Source organism: Alistipes muris (assembly GCF_943193205.1).
Taxonomy (GTDB): Bacteria; Bacteroidota; Bacteroidia; order Bacteroidales; family Rikenellaceae; genus Alistipes; species Alistipes muris.
Genome location: NZ_CALPDD010000003.1, coordinates 60255 through 79041, shown reverse-complemented (window position 1 = coordinate 79041; position 18787 = coordinate 60255). Strand labels below are relative to the sequence as shown.

Genomic DNA, 18787 nt, shown 5'->3' with positions numbered 1-18787 from the left:
AAACCCGTCCCTTGAAGCAAGGGACGGGTTTTTTGTGCAAGAAATACCGGGTTTATCGGGATTTTGTTGGGCTGGGAATGCGGGTGAAAGAGATTTCCCGCTGACGTTCGGAATAATGCCCTCCCCCGATGCGTTATTTCCGTTCGACGCGCTTGGCCAGACCTCCCTCGGCGGTTTCGCGGTAAAGGGAGGGGAGGTTGTGCCCGGTCTCGTTCATGACTTCGACGACCTTGTCGAAAGAAACGAGATGGGCGCCGTCGGAGAGTGTGGCGTAGATATTGGCGTCGAGGGCCCGGGCGGCGGCGATGGCGTTGCGCTCGATGCAAGGCACCTGCACCAGCCCGCACACGGGGTCGCACGTGAGCCCGAGGTGGTGCTCCAGCCCCATTTCGGCGGCGTACTCGATTTGCGAGGGGGTGCCGCCGAAGAGCTGGCACGCAGCGGCGGCGGCCATGGCGCAGGCGACGCCCACTTCGCCTTGGCAACCGACCTCGGCGCCCGAAATCGAAGAATTGGTTTTGGCGACGTTGCCGAACAACCCGGCGGTAGCCAACGCCCGCAGGATACGGATGCGGAGGAAATCGCGCGAAGTGGCCAAATGGTAGAGTACGGCGGGAACAACGCCGCTGGACCCGCAGGTGGGTGCCGTGACGACCACACCGCCAGAGGCGTTCTCCTCGGAAGTGGCGAGGGCATAGGCGTAGATTTTGGCCCGCGAGGAGAGCGAGTCGGAATAGCTTTTCGACTTGACGAAGTAAGTGGCGGCCTTGCGGGCGACCTTGAGCCCGCCGGGCAGAACGCCGTCGTTGTTGAGCCCCTGCCGGATGGTTTCGCACATGGTGGTCCAGACCGTGTCGAGGTAATCCCAGATTTCGGGACCCTCGCAGTCGTTGACGTATTCCCAATAGGTTTTGCCCTCGCGGTAGCACCACTCCTTGATTTCGGAGATGGTGGAAAGCGGGTAGACGCTTTGGGGAGGCTCCTGGCGGGTGGTTTCGTTGGCCAGCGCTCCGCCGCCGATGCTGTAAATGGTCCAGCTGTCGATGACTTCCTCGCCGCGCAGTCCCTCGAACAACATGCCGTTGGGGTGGAACGCCGGGACGATGTCGGGGCGCCAGACGATTTCGGTAGGGGCGTGGGGCGTCATCGACGCGAGGATGGCTTGGTCGGTAAGGTGGCCCCGGCCTGTGGCGGCGAGCGAACCGTAGAGCGTCACGCGGTACGATTCGGCGCCGGGGCAGTGCCGCAGAAAGAGTTCGGCGGCCTTTTTGGGCCCCATCGTATGACTGCTGGAGGGGCCGTTGCCGATTTTGAATAATTCTCTGAGCGATTCCATGCGGGAAAGAAGTAGCCCCACCGCGACTCGAACGCGAATTTAGGGTTTAGGAAACCCTCGTTCTATCCCTTGAACTATGGAGCCTTGAAAAACGGAAGACTGCGCAAAGATAGCGCAAGCCGAGCGCAATACCAAATTTATTTGAGCCTTGCGGGCACGGTGCCTGGCGGAGGGGCGGTCCCAGCTCCGGCAAAGTGTAGGCCCCTATGCTGCACGAAAGGAGATGGGCGGGGAACATACCACGGTCGAGCGGCGGCAGGAAACGGCAGCTTGTCGTCTCCTCTAACTGCCGGATGGATGCGGCTGGAGCAAGCCGGACAAATCGGGCTCGTCCCGCCCGGAGAGCTGTACAACGTAGTTTCGGCCGGAAAAAGCGGGTTCCGGAGAGGGCTGTGTGGCACGTTGTGTGCAGGTGGTGGAAGCGGCTTCGCATTCCGGAAAACCGGAAGGGCGACCCGTACCTATTTATAATAATGTGGTTTCGGAGCAACTCCTCTTTGAGCGGAAAACTGCCTGCCGCACGGCCGGAAAAAATATTTTCGGCAGGCGGGCGAAGTCGGCCGCGATGAGCGTCTTTCTAAAGAATTCGCTATCAGAACGGCTCCGGAGGGCATTGTTGGCTTTATCGTGTCCGTTTGTGGCGGAACCGATGCTGAAAATACGATTTTCTTCGGAGAAAGTAAAAAAATATGTTAAAAATTTGTGGGGGGGGGGGAATTTTTTTCATATATTTGCGGCGTGAGATGTTTGTGGAAGCCTTGATTCCGGGTGTTCTGAATGGAGGATTTTATCGCTTATTCGGACATTTTTCCGAGCCGGCGAAAGGATGCCGCTTAGTGGATTGAGGCGCACAAGTATCTGATATGCAGCATATAGAAGTAGACAAAGCCGGTTGCGCTTTGCTTAGACCGGAGTTACAGCCCCGGTCGGATTGCCAACACTCGGAATTATCGGATTCGGAGCATGCAGGGCAAGGCACCGGAACGGAATGAAAGGAATTTTAGAAATAAAATAGTGGCATGGCTGTCCGGCTTTTCGCGGCGCTTGTTCAAAAGGATGGTTCCGCTGAACGAGGGCTTCCTGGCGGGGACGGCTGTGTGCTTGGGCAGTAACTAAGATAAGTTATGAAGATAGTGAATAACACTCCCAAATTTTTCCGGTGGATGCCGGTGCTGTTATGCGTCTTGTCGATGACGTCGGTCCTGCGGGCCGGCGGTGCTCCTGTGCCTCCGGGCGAAAATTCCCAGCTTTCGATCAGCGATTCGACTTATCGCCAGGTTATTACGGAGGGTTCCAAAAGTCTGAGCTGCTACCTGAACTATCCGCAGGGAAGCGCCAAGATCATTCCCGATTTCGAGAACAACTCCAGCGAGCTGCGCAAACTCGACGATTTCATCCGCCAGGTATTCCGTGACAGCCTTATCTACGTCGACTCGATTCGTCTGAGCGGCTACTGCTCCATCGAGGGTTCGTACGGCGTGAACGAACGGTTGGCCAAGACCCGTGTAATGGGCTTCAAAAACTATCTCGACAACGAATACGACCTGTCGCAGCGTTATCCCATCCGTGTCAATTGGGTGGCCGAGGACTGGGACGAACTGCTCAAGCTCGTCGAGGATTCGGACATGCCCAAGCGCGACGAGGTGATTTATCTGATTGAGAACGTAGGTGTTTTCCAGGGCCGCGAGAAACGACTGATGGACCTGGACAACGGCGTTCCTTACAGATACATGTCCAAACATTTCTTCCCGGGACTGCGCCGTGTGGAAATTACCGTGAACTACGACCTCCGCCGCATCCTTGAGGAGAAACTGCATACGAAACTTTCGCAGGAAGAATTCGAGGCCGCGCTGGCCAAGGAGCGCGAGGAGGCTTTGGCCGAGGAGCGCCGTCTGGCCGAACTGGCCCGGATGGAGGAATCCGCGCGTCTGGAAGCCGAACGGCAGGCCCGCGAAGCCGAACGGCTGGAAGCTCTGCGTATAGCGCAGGAGGAAGCCCGCATCCAGGCTGAACGTGCCGCCGCTGAACAGGCCCGGTTGGAAGCAGCCAAACGGGCCGAGGAAGAAGCCCGCATCGAAGCGGCCCGCAAGGCAGCCGAAGAAGCCCGCCGCAAGAAAAAGGAGAGCCGCAAGCTCCGTCCTATCTTTGCGCTGAAAACCAACTTGGTGGCATGGGCCGGATTCGTGCCGTCGGGTGCCGCCAGCTTCAACATGACGACTTTCATGCCCAACCTCGAGGGCGAACTCTACCTTGGCAAGCGTTTCTCGCTTTCGGGTTCGGGGCTCTACTCGAACTGGGCGTATGACGGCGGCAAGAAATTCTGGGGCCTTTCGGCTTACAGCCTTGAACCGCGCATCTGGATCAAGGGCGACCGCCTGTTCCGTGGCGTCTATTTCGGTGTCTACGGCGAATTCGGCGACTTCAACAAACAGGAGGGCCGCGAAGAGGGCGTAAACACCAGTTCCAACTTTACGGGCGACTACTGGCATGCAGGTATTTCGGTAGGCTACATGTTGCCGTTGGGCAAGCATTGGTGCGCTGAGCTGAGCCTGCGCGGCGGTTACCGGAGCGCCTCCTACAACAAATACACCCGCACCTTCGAGACCGACGGCATCTATAATTACGATGACGAAGCCGGCAAGAAAAATGAATTCGGACTTACGGGCGTGAGACTGAATATCGTATACCGCTTCGGCCGCGGACGGCGGTAGCGGAACACAATAAAAGGCGGCCGCGGCCCGTATATAAGGGGCGCGCGGCAAGCCGCAGAGAGCTAAAACGAGAATATCCGTTCGTCCCTGCAACGGGCCGTTAGTAGATAAAGCGTTATTATGAAAAGATTGTTTACATACATGCTGTTCGGCGCCCTGTTCTTCGCACTGGCGGCAGAGACAGGTTGCACCAAGGAAACTCTGGATCACTATAAGAACGAGGGTTTCGTGGACATCGAGCTGGCGTGGCCGGAGGGTGCCGCACCCAAGGGCACCCGGGTCCTCTTCTATCCTGTCGCTGCCGATGGCAAAGCCGTGGCTGCTGCTGAGGGGGAGCAGGTTCTTACCTATCAGAGTTTCGAGTGTCCGGCCGACGGATTCCACGGCAGAGTGCCTGTGGGTTCCTATAAGGTGCTTGTTTATAACAGCGATACGGAAAATCTGATATTGCGTGGCGAGGATGACTATGACAAGGCGACGTTCCATGTGATGACCGAATCCGAACTTGCGGCGGCCGGAAAGAATGCGGCGCGTGCCAAGGAGTGCATCACTCAGCCGAAGAATCTGTTTGTGGCCAACTGCGTCCATAATCCGGCCGACGGCCAGCGAATCGACGTGGTGACCGTTCAGTTCCGCGAACGGATAGAGGTGAAAGCCCAGCCCAAGGCATGTGTCAAGACGGTCATTCTCCGCTTCAAGGTGGAGGGCGACGATCTGATTGCGCTGGACGGCGGTACGTTCTCGGGTGTTTCGCCCTCGCACCATTGTGCGACGGCCAAGTGCGCCACGACCTCCGAAAGCGTGAACTTCCCGACCGACCGGGTTACCGACAACAGCGGCTATAATTACAAGGCCGAAATATCGGTACTCGACCTTATCAAGCCGAACAGCGGTTTCGGCACCCATACGGTCCGGCTCAACGTGGTTCCCAACGGAGGCGATCCCTATACCGTCACGGCCGACGTCACCAAGGTTGTCGACCAGTTCTTCAAGGACAACGGCGGAACCATTCCCGTGACGATACCTGTGGAAGTCGGTATCGAACTCAAGAAGATCGGGGGCGTATTGACGGCCCAAGTGACGGATTGGATTCCGGGTACCGGAGGCGGTACGATCGGCGATCCGGTCGAAAATGAGGTCCAGTAGAGGGCTGTATGTTTGTGGAGTATAAAAAAGTTACAGATATGCTTAGAAATTCCTTGTTCGTTATCGCCTTCTGCGGGCTGCTGGCTTCCTGTTCCAGACAGGAGCTGGAACTGCGCGAGACGGACGGCGTGATCCGGCTCGGGGTCGGTAAGGTCACCAGGGCCGAAGTCCAGACGGCGACCGACCTTGGCAACAATATCGGCATCTATGGCGTACAGTTGCCCAACACGACTGCTTCGGGCTGGGGCAATGCGCTGTCGATGGACAACGTCCGGTCGACTGCGGTCGAGGCGTCGGGTGCAATCTCATGGGACGGTATCTATTATTATCCCGCCGACCCTGCGCATTACGTTAAGTTTTGTGCCTACTATCCGTATGCCGACGGCGTTCGGTTTTCTCTCGATGCTCCGGCCACCGGAAAGGCTCCGGTCCTGCGTTTCACGCTGAATGGTTCCGACGATATTCTGTACTCGGCGCCCGTGGTGGGCAGTCGTGACAATACTACTCCTCTGTCTTTGGTTTTCAGCCATGCGCTCACGCAGCTCAAGTTCGAGATTCAGGATGTGAACGAGGCGCTTACGGGCAAGACTATCGAAAATATCGTCATCCAGAATGCGAATACCGTTTCGTCGATGAATATCGAATCGGGTGCTTTCGGAGAGTGGTCGACGCCGGCCGAACTGAAAGTTCCCGGCATCGAGGGCAAGAATATCACGCTCGTCGACAAGAACCCGTTGGCTGCGGGCGATGGAATCATGTTGCAGCCCGGCTTGGCGTCGTTCAAAATCCGGCTTGAAATTGCAGGCCATGCCTATCCCGATGTGGAAATCAAGCCTACGGGAGAGCTCGCGTTTGCCGCCGGACACTCGTACAAGATTACGCTGACTTTCAACGAGAAGGTGGAGGTCTTCGCCAAGGTGGTGGTTATCCCCTGGGAGCTCGCCGGAACCGGCTCGGCCGTCATCCAATAGCAGAACGAACCTTAAAACCATATTATAGTAACACGGAAAATCATTTATTAACTTCTTTATCAATCTTTTTATTATGAAAAAACTGTTTTTCTCTCTGCTTGCCGTAGCAGCTATGGCAAGTTGCTCGAAGAGCGAATTGGCAGAGCGTCCCAACATTGACGGTGGCGACGTAGAAATTCTGGCCAAGTCGACCGCGCTGAGCATTTCGACGCGTGCTCCTTTCGAGGGCAGCACCATCGACGCTACCCACAATTTGGTGGCTAAGGTTTGGGCAACCAAATCGAAAGGCGATTACACGGGTAGTTCTACAACTGGTAGCCATGTTCCTTCTTACAATGCTAGCTTCAAAAATACCGACAAGATGACTTTCGTCGATGCCAACAAAGTTGGTTTCGATGCTACCGTATCCCCGATGTATTTCCCCGCAGATGCTGACGAGGTTTATCTGTTCGGTCTCTATCCTTATGATCTGGTGTGGACTGCTTCGACTACTTCTCAGCAGACCTCGGCTCAGACGCTTATCGACGGTAAGTCGGACATTATGGTTGCCCGTCAGGTAGTGGCTAGCAAGTCGAAGCATCAGCAGGCAACTCCGGAGTATCCTACCCTGGCTTTCGAGCACATGCTGACCAAACTTATCGTAAAGGTTAAGGCTAACGACCAGGCTGCCATCGACGCTTGGGGTGCTATCACGGACATCACGCTGACGGGTGCTGCTGGTGGTCTCCGCAATCAGATGACCGTTGAGTGTGTAGATGGTGTTGCCAGCACTCCGCTGACTGCTACCTATGGCATCAGCGGTGGTAGTGTGGATCCGTTCGATTTCTATCAGATGGATATGACCGCTACCCCTGAGTATACTGATACCGCTTTCAATGGCCTGACGCCCGGTGTTGATTTGACGACTACCGCTACCAACGTAGCTTATGTGCTGGTTGCTCCTCTGAGCACTCCGAATACCTCGAAAGATGATTTCACTATCGAGGTAAAGACCAAGAATCACACGACCGCTTACGAGGTTAAGATCAATTTGTTGGATGCTACCAATGCTGATTACGCTCTGTCGACGAAGGGTAAGTACTTCGAGATCACGCTGACTTTCAAGGCTACCGAGATTCAGGCTCAAGCTACCGTTGCCGCATGGGAGAACGGCGGTAACGGCGGTGCCGACATCCAGTAGTTCTGCTTTCCGTTCCGCGAGACGCACTTAGTGCTTCGGAACGTGTATACAGGCTGTAAGGGGTTGAATGTCCCCTTACAGTCACCAAGGAAATAACTCAATAAAGTATATGACAATGAAAACGTTTGTTAGACAAGCCGTTCTTTCGGCGATGGGTCTTTCGGCCATGGCGTTGGCCGGTTGTTCCAAGGCCAGCTTGGACACGCCCGTTGCGCCTGTCGGCGAGAGGGTCGAAATCACCCTCGGTGCCGAAGTGGCTTCTACCGCTAAGGTCAAGGCCGGGCTTTCGCGTGGCGTCGTCGACAAGGGTTCCGCAGGTCCGTTGTTCGTTAGCTTCGCGCGTATCGACCAGGACGAGACTACGGGTAAGTATCCCGCCGATTATTCGGACGTCGATTCGGCTTTCGTCGCTTCGTGGAAGGGTACTTTGGCGTCGGCCGACGGTAGTGCTACCGCTATCAAGTTCTACGACCCCAAGTTCTACCTTTCGCGTGCGTCCAACAATAGCACCAAGTTGGTCGGTTGGTATCCGCAGACTGCTTTCAAGAGCGGCTCGAACGGCGTGATCGAGATTGCTGTCAACGGCTCGAACGACATCATGTTGACTGAGGAGTTGGAGGGTAGCAAGGACAAGCGTTTCGGTACTTACGTGAGCGATGGAGACGCCGGCAACCGGATTTTCCACTTCAGCCATCAGCTCACCCAGTTGCGGTTCTTCGCCTATGGCGTCGACGCCGCTGCACCCGGGGTTTGGGGTAAAATCAAGTCCATCAAGCTCAAGGAGCAGTTGCCCACGTGTGAGATTACGTTGCCCGCCACGGTCGCTTTCACCGGTACGGCCGCCCATTTGGCTTTGGTCAAGAAAAAGGCTTCCGGCGATGCCAATATTGATTACGGTACCGATGGCTTGGAGTTTTTGTTCGATTCGTCGGTTGCCGCCGATGGGGACGAGCAGGCCAATCGTGAAAAGAGCGCTACGGAGTGCGGTTATGCCATGGTCGCTCCTATCGCCGCGGGTGGTAAGCTCACGTTGATTATCGAGACCGAGAAAGGCGGTGAGCGCGACAATATCGCGGTTTCCTTGCCTGCCGATGGGTTCAAGGCTGGTTTCGCTTATAATATCTACTTGCGTTTCTCGGCTATTACCATCGAGCCCAAGGCTGCCATCAGCGAGTGGCAGACCGGCGGTAACGTCAATATCGAAATGTAATACTGCCCGTTCGGCCGGGCGCGTAGCTTCACACGGCGTGTTTCGTGTCTTCCCCCGGGTTCCTGCCTTGCGGTTCGGGCTCGGTGCGGGAGGGAGCAGGTCGCGTACGGGTCGGGCCGACGGTGTTTCGTTCATGTTTTTGTAGTTTTTGAGATTATGAAAAAAGCGTTATTCATCTTGTTGTTGGCAGCAGCGACCGGATGCCATAAGAAAAGCGAGTTCGTCGCGCCCGAGCCCGAGGGCGACCGGGTTGCGGTAGGATTCGCTTTGGGCGGGGTTTCTGTTTCCGCCAAGCCCGCGTCCAGGGCCGATGCGCCTGTCGCCGAGGAGTTGGCCGTCGGTACGACGGTCCGCGTCTTGGCTTTCCAGCGGGCTGCGGGGGCTGTTTCGGCCGATATTACTGCCGATAAGTTTGTCGCCGAGGCTACCTATGTCGTCGTCGAGAACACGAAAGACGACGGTACCAAGGTGCGGGTCTTGGAGGCTTGCAATGTCAATCCCGCTACGGGGGCTGTCGACAATGCCAATACGGCTGATCCCGCTCAGATTCGTCTGCGGGCCGACAAGTACGATTTCTATGCTCTCACGCCCGCTACAGCCATCGCGTCGCCTTGGGAGGTTTCTGTCAACCACGGTGTCGACCACGCATCCTGTGTGGTGACCGACGTTGCCATCGCTCCCAATACAAGCCGTCCCGACCCTTATAAGCAGGAGGTCGACCTCGGTATGTTGATGCGCAAGTGCGCCAAGGTAAGTTTCGTCTTCAAGCGCAAGTCGGAGAGCAGCAGCATTAAGAAAATCGAAATCAAGAAGGTCAAACTTTCCAAGATCGCCCATTCGCCCGCTACGGCTAAGCTCTGCGAGGCTTTGTCTATCGGGGCGAACGACGGTTCTTACGATGGGTTCCCCGTCGGTGTGTATACTTTTCCCGATACGGGCGATCCTACTACGTTCGCTTGTTTCGACGAGGTGTTGCCCAAATCGTCCGCCAGCTACCAGTTGGAAGTTACCGCTAATTTCAACGACTCGAAAGACGATACGGACCTCACTCCGGCTTCCATTACTACCGATAAGGCCGAGTATCAGGATGTGTTGGCTTTCCAGCCCAACAAGCATTATATTTTTACCATTACCTTGAAAGGGAACAGTTTTACGTTGACCCTCGATGTCGGTGATTGGAACCTTGCCGACGATTGGGACAACAGCAGCGTCGGCGGTTGGCCCGAGGCTTCCGTCGAGGTCGGTCAATGGGACGTTGTCGAGAGTTGGGATACCGACATGGGCGGTAATACGTTCCCCACCATCGGTGTCGGCGATTGGACTTCTTCTTTCAATTGGAACCTCGATTTGGGTGTTGAATAGTAGTGAGTTGTTATCGGAGTTTCGATTCCGGTAGCGGTTCTGAAAGATTAGGATATTTGAAAATCAGATAGTATTAAATTAAAATGATTATGAAAATCTTGAAACGATTGATGTTGGTCGCTTTCGTCGGTGCGATGTTCGCGGCTTGCAGCAAGGATTTGGATTCGGACCCGGTCAATCCGGCTGGCCCCAATGAGGGACCCGAAGGTCCGACCACGACCGTGACTTTCAGTTTGGCTCCTTCGGACATGAGTGCGCCGTCTGCGGCTGTTCAGCTCGCTTCCGCACCGGTCGCTGAGGATTCCGACGAGGCTATTTCGTTCGGTTTGCAGCCCGCCACCCGCGCTACCGTGCCGGCTTCCGCCGATGAAAAGACTTTGGTTTCGGTTTGCATCTTGCAGTTCGACGGGGAGACCGATGCTGCTAAGTTGACTTTGAATAAGTACTTTACGAAGGCCGATATTACCGACAAAAATACGTTGAGTGTTCCTCTTAATGAGTACGAGAAGACTACGGTTTACGCTATCGCCAATATCGCCAAGACCGCAGCCGACAAGTTCACCAGCGATATGACTTTGGCGGCCTTCAAAAAGGCCAAAATCGGCATGTCCGTAATCGATGCTTCCAAGTTGACGACCACAGGTCTGCCGATGATGGGTTCTGTTACGTCGGCTGATTTCACGGATGCTGCGGCTACCGTCAAGCTCTCTTTCCTGGTGGCTAAAATCGTATCGACACCAACCGTTGCTATGCAGACCGGTTTGGGTACTTTCACCATTAAGTCGGCCGAACTCAAATCTGTTCTCGATAGTGTTGCAGTCGTGGCTCCTACTGAATCGACGCTTAAATCCACCTTTGATGGTTCTTATGGTTTACAGACGTATTCCGCTTCGGAGCCTTTTGTTTGGTATGTGCCTGAGAATCTGAGAGGGGATGTAGCTGGTTTGAAAGCTTCGCAGAAAAGTTGGTGGAATGCTCCGGATTACGCTACCCATATTGTAATTTCCGGTACTTACACGGCCAACGTCGGTTCCAAGAAGACCTACGATTTGGTGTATACGATTTTTCCGGGTGCGAATTCTACGGTTAATTTCGATATAAAGCGAAATACGGTTTATACGATTAATCCCACTATCAAGGGCATCAACCCGAACGATTTGCGCGTGGTTTTTGGCGGTGCGTGCGTTGATTTGTCGAAAGGTGAAACAGCAAATTGTTATATGGCCGCCAATCCGTTGGGTAATTACATGTTCAAGGCTACGGTCAAGGGCAACGGAGCTACGACTGCTGCGTCGACATGCTCGAATGGCACCGTTAGTCAGACTGCTCCCGCATTCCCTAATGATAAAACTTTATCCCCCAAGTCGGTTCAAGTGTTGTGGGAAACCGGTACTGCTACGAAAGGAGCTGTTATCCGTGCGGTAAAATTGTTCGACGGTTATGTTTATTTTACTACGGCAGGTAATCTCGAAAGCACTGCTCCTGTAGTGGAGGCCAATGCTTTGATTGCGGTTTATAGTACGCCGACAGTCGGAAACGAAACGAATGTGCATTGGAGCTGGCATATTTGGTCGACTTCATACAATCCGGATGCGGATTATCGCACGTATGTAACTCGACAAATCAGTAATACGAGTTATAATAGCGTGGCTCAGAGGAACGAGAAAGTTATGACCCGTAATTTGGGAGCGGCCAACAACTTGGAAGCAGATGCCAAGGCGTTCGGTCTGTTGTATCAGTGGGGGCGTAAGGATCCGTTTGTCGGTGCTTCGTCGAATGCTTCGGGTACAACGACTTTCGCTACGAGTACTATGGGACAGAAATGGGGCGATGCCAGTCATGTAAAAACGCTTACGGGTGCATCCGAAGCCAATATTATTTCTGCCATTGCTAATCCGACTACGTTCTATTTGCAGCGGAATACTACGCAGTACGACTGGGTGGGCGATACCTATGCCAATCAGCGCGATAACCTTTGGGGCAATCCCAATACGACTACCAAGACGCCTAATACCGCTCGTGGTAGCAAGTCGATTTACGACCCGTGTCCTCCGGGATGGCGTGTTGCTCCGCAGGATACGTGGACGCGTTTCACGACGCACGGTTACAACACTTCTACTGCTTCCGAGTTCAACGTGAAAGGTTCGTTTAATTACGGTTGGAATTTTATCTATGCTGGTCCTGATAAGACGGGCAGTGAAGCATTTTACCCTGCTACGGGCTACCGCCACCGCGAGACGGGAGCCTTGACGAGCGTCGGCACGGGCGGCTACGTCTACTCCTCGTCGTCCTATGCCGCAGGCGACCGCTACGCGGGCTACTTGAGCTTCGGCTCGGGCGGCGTGAACCCGCTGGGCAGCGCCAGTCGGGCCGCGGCCCTCTCCGTGCGCTGCGTCCAGAATTAACAGTGAGCGAGCAAAGCGAGACGAACGTGTCTCAACATCAACAGGAGCGCTTTCGGGCGCTCCTGTTTTGAAATGCCGCCTTTAAGGCGGCAAAAAAAAAATTTTTCAACGAAAAAGGCGCTTTTTATTTGGATTGTTTCAGAAAAAAGCCTATTTTTGTTATTGTAAACTACGGGTTACAATAGATTCGGACCCTTTTCGGACGTTCTTTCCGGTTTTTGAACATGATGCCAGCAGGCGCGCAGGCAATAAGGCGAACAGCTTTTATCTTGTGTTATCTTGCACGGCTATTATGTGTTACCCTGTGTTCTTCTGTGAACGGTGAGTTGAGAAGACATTAGGATGGAAAACCACGGAAGTCCGCACGGAAAGGCCGGATTGTAGTTTCGGGCAAAAACGGAGTTATGCGCTTTTTTGAAGAGATCGCCGCGCGGGAGGACCGCAACCTCTACGAGATTGTACTCTATCCCGAAGGCTTGTTCTACAAGGCTTATGAGCGGTCGGCATTCGCCTGCGTCAGCAGGGTGTCGCCTTTCAGGCCCTCGAAGAAGCACATCAAGTATTGCGCACGCGACATGGTTTCGGTCGGATTTCCGGCCGCGGTGCTGTCGAAATATTTCCCTTCGGCGCCGCGTCCCCTGGCAGACGGCCGCGTGGTGATAGCTCTGACCGACCGGATCGACCCCGGGGCCTGCGAGGTATGGAAGGCCTCGCTGCCGCTCAAGGAACGGCAGCCCCGCGGAAGCGCTGGCAGAATGGCCTACGTGGCGGCACCTCCTGCGGAGGAATGCACCCGGCCGCTGTTCGCACCTTTGGCTGGTTCGTCGCCCGAAGCGCCTGCTTCCGTTCCTTGCGGTTCGATGGTTGGGGCCAAGGTTCCGATATCCGGTGTTCCCGGCTCCGTGGCGACAGCACCTGGTCCGGCCGCCCCTTACGGACAAACTGCGGCGACGGCTCTGCGTACGGCCGCCGTGGCGAATCCCAAGGCCGAACGCGTGGTGCGGATGATTCGCGAATTCCGCCTGGAAGCAGCTACACCTGTGGAATGTCTTTTATTCGTAGCAGACTTGAAAAAAGAGTTAGATGGCTATTTATGACAATTTGCCGGTTTTCAAGGCGACTTACGACCTGCTGTTGCAGGTGGTGAAACTTTCGGTTCATATCCGGCGCGATGCCCGCTACACGATGGGTGAATCGCTCAAGAAAGAGATCATCGGTTTGTGCGTCTGCATCTACCGGGCCAATCTGACGGCGGAAAAGGGTCCGCTGATCGAGGAGGCGTGCGAGAAGCTGGTGCCTATCAAGCTGCTGATACGTCTGTTGCACGATACGCAGCAGTTGTCGACGAAACAATACGCCATGTTGTGCGAGCATCTCGATACGATTACCAAGCAGTTGAGCGCATGGCAGAAATACACGCAGAAGGACAAGAAGAAGTCCTCGAAAAACAAGTCCGAGCAAACCGATTCCTGCGCCGCGGAACCCGAAGCCGCCGACAAGGAATAACAATCTTTTCGACCGCCCGAGGCCGAGTCAGGTCCGTTGGAGCGACGCCAGGGCAAGAAAAGGCGCGACAATGACTTTTCGATAAACCGGGAGCAGAACCTTGAATCCGCTTGCGTTCCGCCCAAGGTCGGGGAAAGGTCCATTGGCGAGCGATAAGAAACAGTTTTTTTGATCCGGAATGGCAGGGGTCACGGTTCCTGCCAGCGCGATCAGTAGATTCAGCAATCCGCTGGCGGCATACTCCGGTGCCGGAGCGAGGCTCCGGTCGTGAGGCCGTCAGTTGTTCATCCCAGCTGCTTCGGAGTTGGGCTCCTTCCCCGAGGAGCGCTCCTCCGAAGTATTCTTTCCAGCGATTGCTCCGAAACTGCCGGGCTGCGGGCCTCCGCAACCGGGAGACGGGAGCCTTGGCGAACGTCGGCACGAACGGCTACTATTGGTCGTCGTCGTCGCGTCTGGCAGGCGACAACAACGCGGGCAACTTGAACTTCAACTCAGGCAACGTGAACCCGCTCAATTGGAACAACCGCGCCAACGGTTTCTCCGTGCGCTGCGTCCAGCATCTGCGGCTGTTTTTCTGTCGTTCGGGGCTCTTTGACACTCTGCAATCATAATCGAGCATTCAGCTTTTTACTTTTCAATCAAGAGACAAAAACAGCTCTTGGCGACCCGGAGTGGCACGGACCACGGTTCGAGCCAGCGCGGTCGGTAGATTCAGCAATCCGCTGACGGTACCCCGAAGCTAAAACGTTTTGACATGCGTGCTAAAACGTTTGAACTTCATGCAACTTTTCCGTGTCGGCAGAACCGGACCGACTTTGTTCCCGGCCCCGACGGAGACGTTGCGCAAACCGCCAGCTGTACATCCCAGTTTGCGCCGGGGCTTTTCTCCGGAGCATTCAATCCAGCGATTGCCGTTCATTGGCGGGCAACCGCCACCGCGAGACGGGAGCCTTGGCGGTCGTCGGCGCGGAGGGCATCGTGTGGTCTTCGTCGTCCTACGCTGCCGGCAATCACAACGCGGGCAATCTGTGGTTCCACTCGGGCAACGTGAACCCGCTGAACAACAGCAATCGGGCCAACGCCTTCTCCGTGCGCTGCGTCCAGCATCTACTGGGGCTGTTTTTCAACTACATTCGGATCGGAACCTGCGGAACGACCTGCGGCCCGGAGTGACGGAGCGCCTGCCACGGCTTCCGTCAGCGAGGCCGGCAGATTCAGCAATCCGCCGGGGCTGCGGGCCATGCCTGCGCGAGGCTCCGGCTATACAACCCAGTCTGCGGCAGGGTGACTTTCCCTGCCGGAATTCATCCCAGCGATTGCTTTCATATGCTGCTGCGGGCTACCGCAACAATGCGACGGGAGCCTTGGATGTCGTCGGCACGAACGGCTACTGCTGGTCGTCGTCGTCCTACAACGCAGGCAACAACAACGCGGGCATGTTGAACTTCAACTCAGGCAACGTGAACCCACTGAACGGGGGCAACCGAGCTATCGCGCGCGCCGTGCGCTGCGTCCAGCATCTGCCGGGTATTTCCGATGCCGACCGAACCATGCGGATACGAACAGCTCCATACGACCCGGAGTGGCAGGGACCACGGTTTCAGCCAGAGAGGTCGGTAGATTCAGCAATCCGCTGGCGGTGCCCCGGACCCCGGGCCCGGAAACGCCGCCAGTTGTACATCCCAGCTTACTGCGGGGTTGCAGCCTTGCGAGGCGCTCCTTCGCGGCAAACATTCCAGCGATTGCTGCTCACGCTTAAGCTACGGGCTACCGCAACCGTGAGACGGGAGCCTTGAATGCCGTCGGCACGAACGGCTACGCCTGGTCGTCGTCGTCCTATGCCGCAGGCAATCTCAACGCGGGCAACTTGAACTTCAACTCGGGCAACGTGAACCCGCTGAATGGAAACAACCGGGCCAACGGCTTCCCCGTGCGCTGCGTCCAGCATCTGCCGGAGCTGCTCATATCCTTTCCTATCCCACACTTACGATTGGCCGGACATGCCGGGAGCATGCCCGACCCCGATAAAAAACAGCATCTACGACCCGGAATGGCAGGGGCCAAGGCTTCGGTCAGTGCGGTCGGGTAGATTCAGCAATCCGCTGGCGGCACAACGCGCTTCCCGATTTCTGCGGGAACGGACCGCCAGCTATCCAACCCAGTCTGCCCGGAGGCACTTCCTCCGGACATTCATCCCAGCGATTGCTTTCCATTGCTACGGGCTACCGCCACCGTGAGTCGGGAGCCTTGACGAACGTCGGCACGGAAGGCGACGTATGGTCTTCGTCGTCCGCCTACGCAGGCAATCTCAACGCGGGCAACTTGAACTTCAATTCGGGCAACGTGAACCCGCTGAACAACACGAACCGCGCCAACGGCCTTTCCGTGCGCTGCGTCCAGCATCTACACAGAGCTGTTTTTTATCTTTATGAAGTCGCCGGAACCGCTCCGGCGGCCGACTTGCCATTCTTCGTACCAACAGCTTCATTGATCCGGAATGGCCGGGGCTACGGTTCCTGCCAGCGCGATCGGTAGATTCAGCGGTCCGCTGGAGAAGTCCACGCGACCGACGGCTTCTTCAGTTGTACACACCAGTTTGCGACGGAGTTGGGCTACAGGTTCTCCTCCGGGGCATCCATTCCAGCGACCGCTATACACGGCCCTGCTGCGGGCGTCCGCGCCCGTGAGTCGGGAGCCTTGGCGGTTGTCGGCACGAACGGCGAATACTGGTCTTCGTCGTCCTACACCGCCGGCAATCACAACGCGGGCATACTGAACTTCAACTCAAGCAACGTGAACCCGCTTAACACAGGAACGCGTGCAATCGGGCGCTCCGTGCGCTGCGTCCAGCATCTATGCGGAGCTGTTTTTTATCGTTTTCCGGGAATGCGAATTCTCTTTCCGTTCTAATCCCCCAAACAGTTTCCGGCCCGGAATGACGAGGGCTACGGTTCCCGTCAGAGCGGCCGAGTAGATTCAGCAATCCGCTGACGGAATACTGCGCCTGCCGGACATCCGGTGCGAAACCGTCAGCTATGCAACCCAGTCTGCCGGGAGGCGCTTCCTCCCGCCATTCATCCCAGCGATTGCTTATTGCCTGCTACGGGCTACCGCAACACTTCGACGGGAGCCTTGTCGAACGTCGGCGCGAACGGCAATTACTGGTCTTCGTCTTCCTACGCCGCGGGCAATCCGAACGCAGGCGACCTGAACTTCAATTCGGGCGCCGTGAACCCCTTGAACAACCCGAATCGGGCCAACGGCCTCTCCGTGCGCTGCGTCCAGCATCTACACGGAAACTGTTTTATTCCATCCTCTGTTTTTCCCCACAGCTTGCGACCCGGAGTGGCGCGGACTACGGTTCCTGCCAGCGCGGTCCTTAGATTCAGCAATCCGCCGGAACTGCGGGCGATGCCTGTGCAAGGTTCCGGCTGTACAATCCAGTCTGCTCCGGGGCATTTTCTTCGGTGCATTCATCCCAGCGATTGCTTTACATGTTTGCTGCGGGCTTCCGTCACGTTACGACGGGAGCCTTGACGAGCGTCGGCACGGAGGGCCGTGTGTGGTCTTCGTCGTCCAACTACGCAGGCAACCGCAACGCGGGCAACTTGTACTTCAATTCGGGCAACGTGAACCCGTTGAACAACAACAATCGCGCGAACGCTTTCTCCGTGCGCTGCGTCCAGCATCTAAGAAGCTGTTATTTTACCTTTTTGCAACCATGTGCATCCCATGCGGGTGCCTTTACCTATCAATCTGACTATGAGCCAAAAACTACTGACCGACGTTTTCCAGGCATATTACGACGCCCGCGAAAACAAACGGAACACCCTGAGCCAGCTGCGCTTCGAGATGAACCTCGAAGAGAATCTGATGGACCTTTACCACGAAATCGCCGAACGGCGCTACCGTGTGGGCCGCAGCATCTGTTTCATGACCAACGTCCCGGTCAAACGGGAAATCTTTGCGGCCGACTTCCGCGACCGCGTCGTGCACCACCTGCTGTGCAATTATGTGGGGCCGCTGTTCGAGCGGACCTTCATCACGGACAGCTACTCGTGCCGCAAGGGAATGGGCACCCATTTCGGCATCGGACGGCTGGAACATCATATCCGGTCGTGCTCGAACAACTATCAATGGAAGTGCTATCTGCTCAAATTGGACATTCAAGGTTATTTTATGAATATCAACAGGCAGATTCTGTTCGACATCATTACGCAGAAGCTGGACCGTTTCGCCAACCGCAAGGCTTACGACGGCAAAACGTGGTCGCAGGTCATCGACTACGACCTGGTGCGCTATCTGTCGCACGAAATCGTCTTCAACGACCCGACCGAAAACTGCGAAGTGCGCGGCACGCAACGGCAGTGGGTCGGTCTGCCGCCCTCGAAAAGCCTGTTCCACACGCCCGACGGATGCGGACTGCCGATCGGTAATCTGACTTCGCAGCTGTTCAGCAACGTCTATCTGTCGAAGCTGGACGACTTCGTGAAACGGACGCTGCGGGTGAAACACTATGGCCGCTATGTCGACGACTTTTTCATCGTGGGCACCGACCGGGCGAAGCTGATGCAGCTGGTTCCCGTCATTCGTAATTTTCTGAAGGAAGAGCTGGGGCTGATGCTCCACCCCGACAAGATTTATTTGCAGGAAGTGACCAAGGGGGTGAATTTCCTGGGCGCGAACATCAAACCCTACCGCCGCTATTTGGTCAACAAGACCAAACGCAGAATCAACCGCCAGATGCGCAGTGCCGTTTACCGCCCGTCGCGGCTGATGGTCGCCACGGTCAATTCGTATCTCGGGTACATGCGGCATCTGAACTGTCAGAACTATATCCGCAAACTCGTGGAACGCAACCAATGGCTACTCGAACGGGGACGCTTCACTCCTTATTACAAGAAGTTCATCCCGTTCAAGAAACCTGCGGATCCGTCGTCTGACCCGATGATGTAGTGGG

At 55.9% G+C, this 18787-nt stretch carries 15 protein-coding genes and 1 tRNA gene; 14 read left to right on the top strand and 2 right to left on the bottom strand.

All coding sequences use genetic code 11. The features are described 5' to 3' along the window. Positions 1 to 133: 133 nt before the first annotated feature. Both NFR47_RS02720 and NFR47_RS02715 read right to left on the bottom strand, forming a co-directional pair. Positions 134 to 1336 (bottom strand): L-serine ammonia-lyase, iron-sulfur-dependent, subunit alpha, encoded by a 1203-nt coding sequence (locus tag NFR47_RS02720; RefSeq protein ID WP_251214047.1) that lies wholly within the window; start codon positions 1334 to 1336, stop codon positions 134 to 136. Positions 1337 to 1348: 12 nt separating this feature from the next. Then, positions 1349 to 1420: transfer RNA gene (locus NFR47_RS02715), tRNA-Arg, on the bottom strand. Positions 1421 to 2499: 1079 nt separating this feature from the next. Between NFR47_RS02715 and NFR47_RS02710 the strand changes: the two genes are divergently transcribed. From NFR47_RS02710 to NFR47_RS02645, 14 genes are all read left to right on the top strand, one after another. Then, positions 2500 to 4047, top strand: a complete 1548-nt coding sequence (locus NFR47_RS02710; RefSeq protein WP_251214046.1) for a DUF3575 domain-containing protein — start codon at positions 2500 to 2502, stop codon at positions 4045 to 4047. A gap of 120 nt (positions 4048 to 4167) precedes the next feature. After that, complete coding sequence (locus NFR47_RS02705) at positions 4168 to 5193, top strand: DUF5119 domain-containing protein (protein WP_251214045.1); 1026 nt, start codon at positions 4168 to 4170, stop codon at positions 5191 to 5193. Positions 5194 to 5231: 38 nt separating this feature from the next. Further along, positions 5232 to 6164, top strand: coding sequence for a fimbrillin family protein (locus NFR47_RS02700; RefSeq protein WP_251214044.1), 933 nt, complete (start codon positions 5232 to 5234; stop codon positions 6162 to 6164). Positions 6165 to 6237: 73 nt separating this feature from the next. Next, positions 6238 to 7344 (top strand): fimbrillin family protein, encoded by a 1107-nt coding sequence (locus tag NFR47_RS02695; RefSeq protein WP_251214043.1) that lies wholly within the window; start codon positions 6238 to 6240, stop codon positions 7342 to 7344. A gap of 115 nt (positions 7345 to 7459) precedes the next feature. Beyond that, positions 7460 to 8554, top strand: a complete 1095-nt coding sequence (locus NFR47_RS02690) for a hypothetical protein (RefSeq protein ID WP_251214042.1) — start codon at positions 7460 to 7462, stop codon at positions 8552 to 8554. Between the two features lie 156 nt (positions 8555 to 8710). Next, positions 8711 to 9916: a BF2992 family fimbrillin-A clan protein gene (locus tag NFR47_RS02685; protein WP_251214041.1), complete on the top strand. Its 1206-nt coding sequence runs from the start codon at positions 8711 to 8713 to the stop codon at positions 9914 to 9916. Between the two features lie 89 nt (positions 9917 to 10005). Then, positions 10006 to 12321 (top strand): DUF4906 domain-containing protein, encoded by a 2316-nt coding sequence (locus NFR47_RS02680; protein ID WP_251214040.1) that lies wholly within the window; start codon positions 10006 to 10008, stop codon positions 12319 to 12321. Between the two features lie 404 nt (positions 12322 to 12725). Continuing rightward, positions 12726 to 13418, top strand: coding sequence for a hypothetical protein (locus NFR47_RS02675; RefSeq protein WP_251214039.1), 693 nt, complete (start codon positions 12726 to 12728; stop codon positions 13416 to 13418). Next, a complete protein-coding gene (locus NFR47_RS02670; RefSeq protein ID WP_251214038.1) occupies positions 13405 to 13827 on the top strand; it encodes a four helix bundle protein in 423 nt (140 codons plus the stop codon). Before NFR47_RS02675 ends, NFR47_RS02670 begins: the two co-directional genes overlap by 14 nt. Before the next feature lie 404 nt (positions 13828 to 14231). After that, a complete protein-coding gene (locus NFR47_RS02665; protein WP_251214037.1) occupies positions 14232 to 14438 on the top strand; it encodes a fibrobacter succinogenes major paralogous domain-containing protein in 207 nt (68 codons plus the stop codon). Between the two features lie 307 nt (positions 14439 to 14745). Beyond that, the gene (locus tag NFR47_RS02660; RefSeq protein WP_251214036.1) at positions 14746 to 15000 is read left to right on the top strand and encodes a fibrobacter succinogenes major paralogous domain-containing protein; all 255 of its coding nucleotides are present in this window, start codon (positions 14746 to 14748) and stop codon (positions 14998 to 15000) included. 619 nt (positions 15001 to 15619) lie between these two features. Next, on the top strand, positions 15620 to 15916 hold the full coding sequence (locus tag NFR47_RS02655) for a fibrobacter succinogenes major paralogous domain-containing protein (RefSeq protein WP_251214035.1): 297 nt from the start codon (positions 15620 to 15622) through the stop codon (positions 15914 to 15916). 158 nt (positions 15917 to 16074) lie between these two features. Beyond that, positions 16075 to 16362, top strand: a complete 288-nt coding sequence (locus tag NFR47_RS02650) for a fibrobacter succinogenes major paralogous domain-containing protein (protein ID WP_251214034.1) — start codon at positions 16075 to 16077, stop codon at positions 16360 to 16362. 1227 nt (positions 16363 to 17589) lie between these two features. After that, on the top strand, positions 17590 to 18783 hold the full coding sequence (locus NFR47_RS02645; RefSeq protein ID WP_251214033.1) for an RNA-directed DNA polymerase: 1194 nt from the start codon (positions 17590 to 17592) through the stop codon (positions 18781 to 18783). Positions 18784 to 18787 lie beyond the last annotated feature (4 nt).

Coding starts and splice junctions, on each gene's coding strand:
- NFR47_RS02720 (WP_251214047.1), bottom strand. CDS start 1,336: ATGGAATCGCTCAGAGAATTATTCAAAATCGGCAACGGCCCCTCCAGC.
- NFR47_RS02710 (WP_251214046.1), top strand. CDS start 2,500: ATGCCGGTGCTGTTATGCGTCTTGTCGATGACGTCGGTCCTGCGGGCC.
- NFR47_RS02705 (WP_251214045.1), top strand. CDS start 4,168: ATGAAAAGATTGTTTACATACATGCTGTTCGGCGCCCTGTTCTTCGCA.
- NFR47_RS02700 (WP_251214044.1), top strand. CDS start 5,232: ATGCTTAGAAATTCCTTGTTCGTTATCGCCTTCTGCGGGCTGCTGGCT.
- NFR47_RS02695 (WP_251214043.1), top strand. CDS start 6,238: ATGAAAAAACTGTTTTTCTCTCTGCTTGCCGTAGCAGCTATGGCAAGT.
- NFR47_RS02690 (WP_251214042.1), top strand. CDS start 7,460: ATGAAAACGTTTGTTAGACAAGCCGTTCTTTCGGCGATGGGTCTTTCG.
- NFR47_RS02685 (WP_251214041.1), top strand. CDS start 8,711: ATGAAAAAAGCGTTATTCATCTTGTTGTTGGCAGCAGCGACCGGATGC.
- NFR47_RS02680 (WP_251214040.1), top strand. CDS start 10,006: ATGAAAATCTTGAAACGATTGATGTTGGTCGCTTTCGTCGGTGCGATG.
- NFR47_RS02675 (WP_251214039.1), top strand. CDS start 12,726: ATGCGCTTTTTTGAAGAGATCGCCGCGCGGGAGGACCGCAACCTCTAC.
- NFR47_RS02670 (WP_251214038.1), top strand. CDS start 13,405: ATGGCTATTTATGACAATTTGCCGGTTTTCAAGGCGACTTACGACCTG.
- NFR47_RS02645 (WP_251214033.1), top strand. CDS start 17,590: ATGAGCCAAAAACTACTGACCGACGTTTTCCAGGCATATTACGACGCC.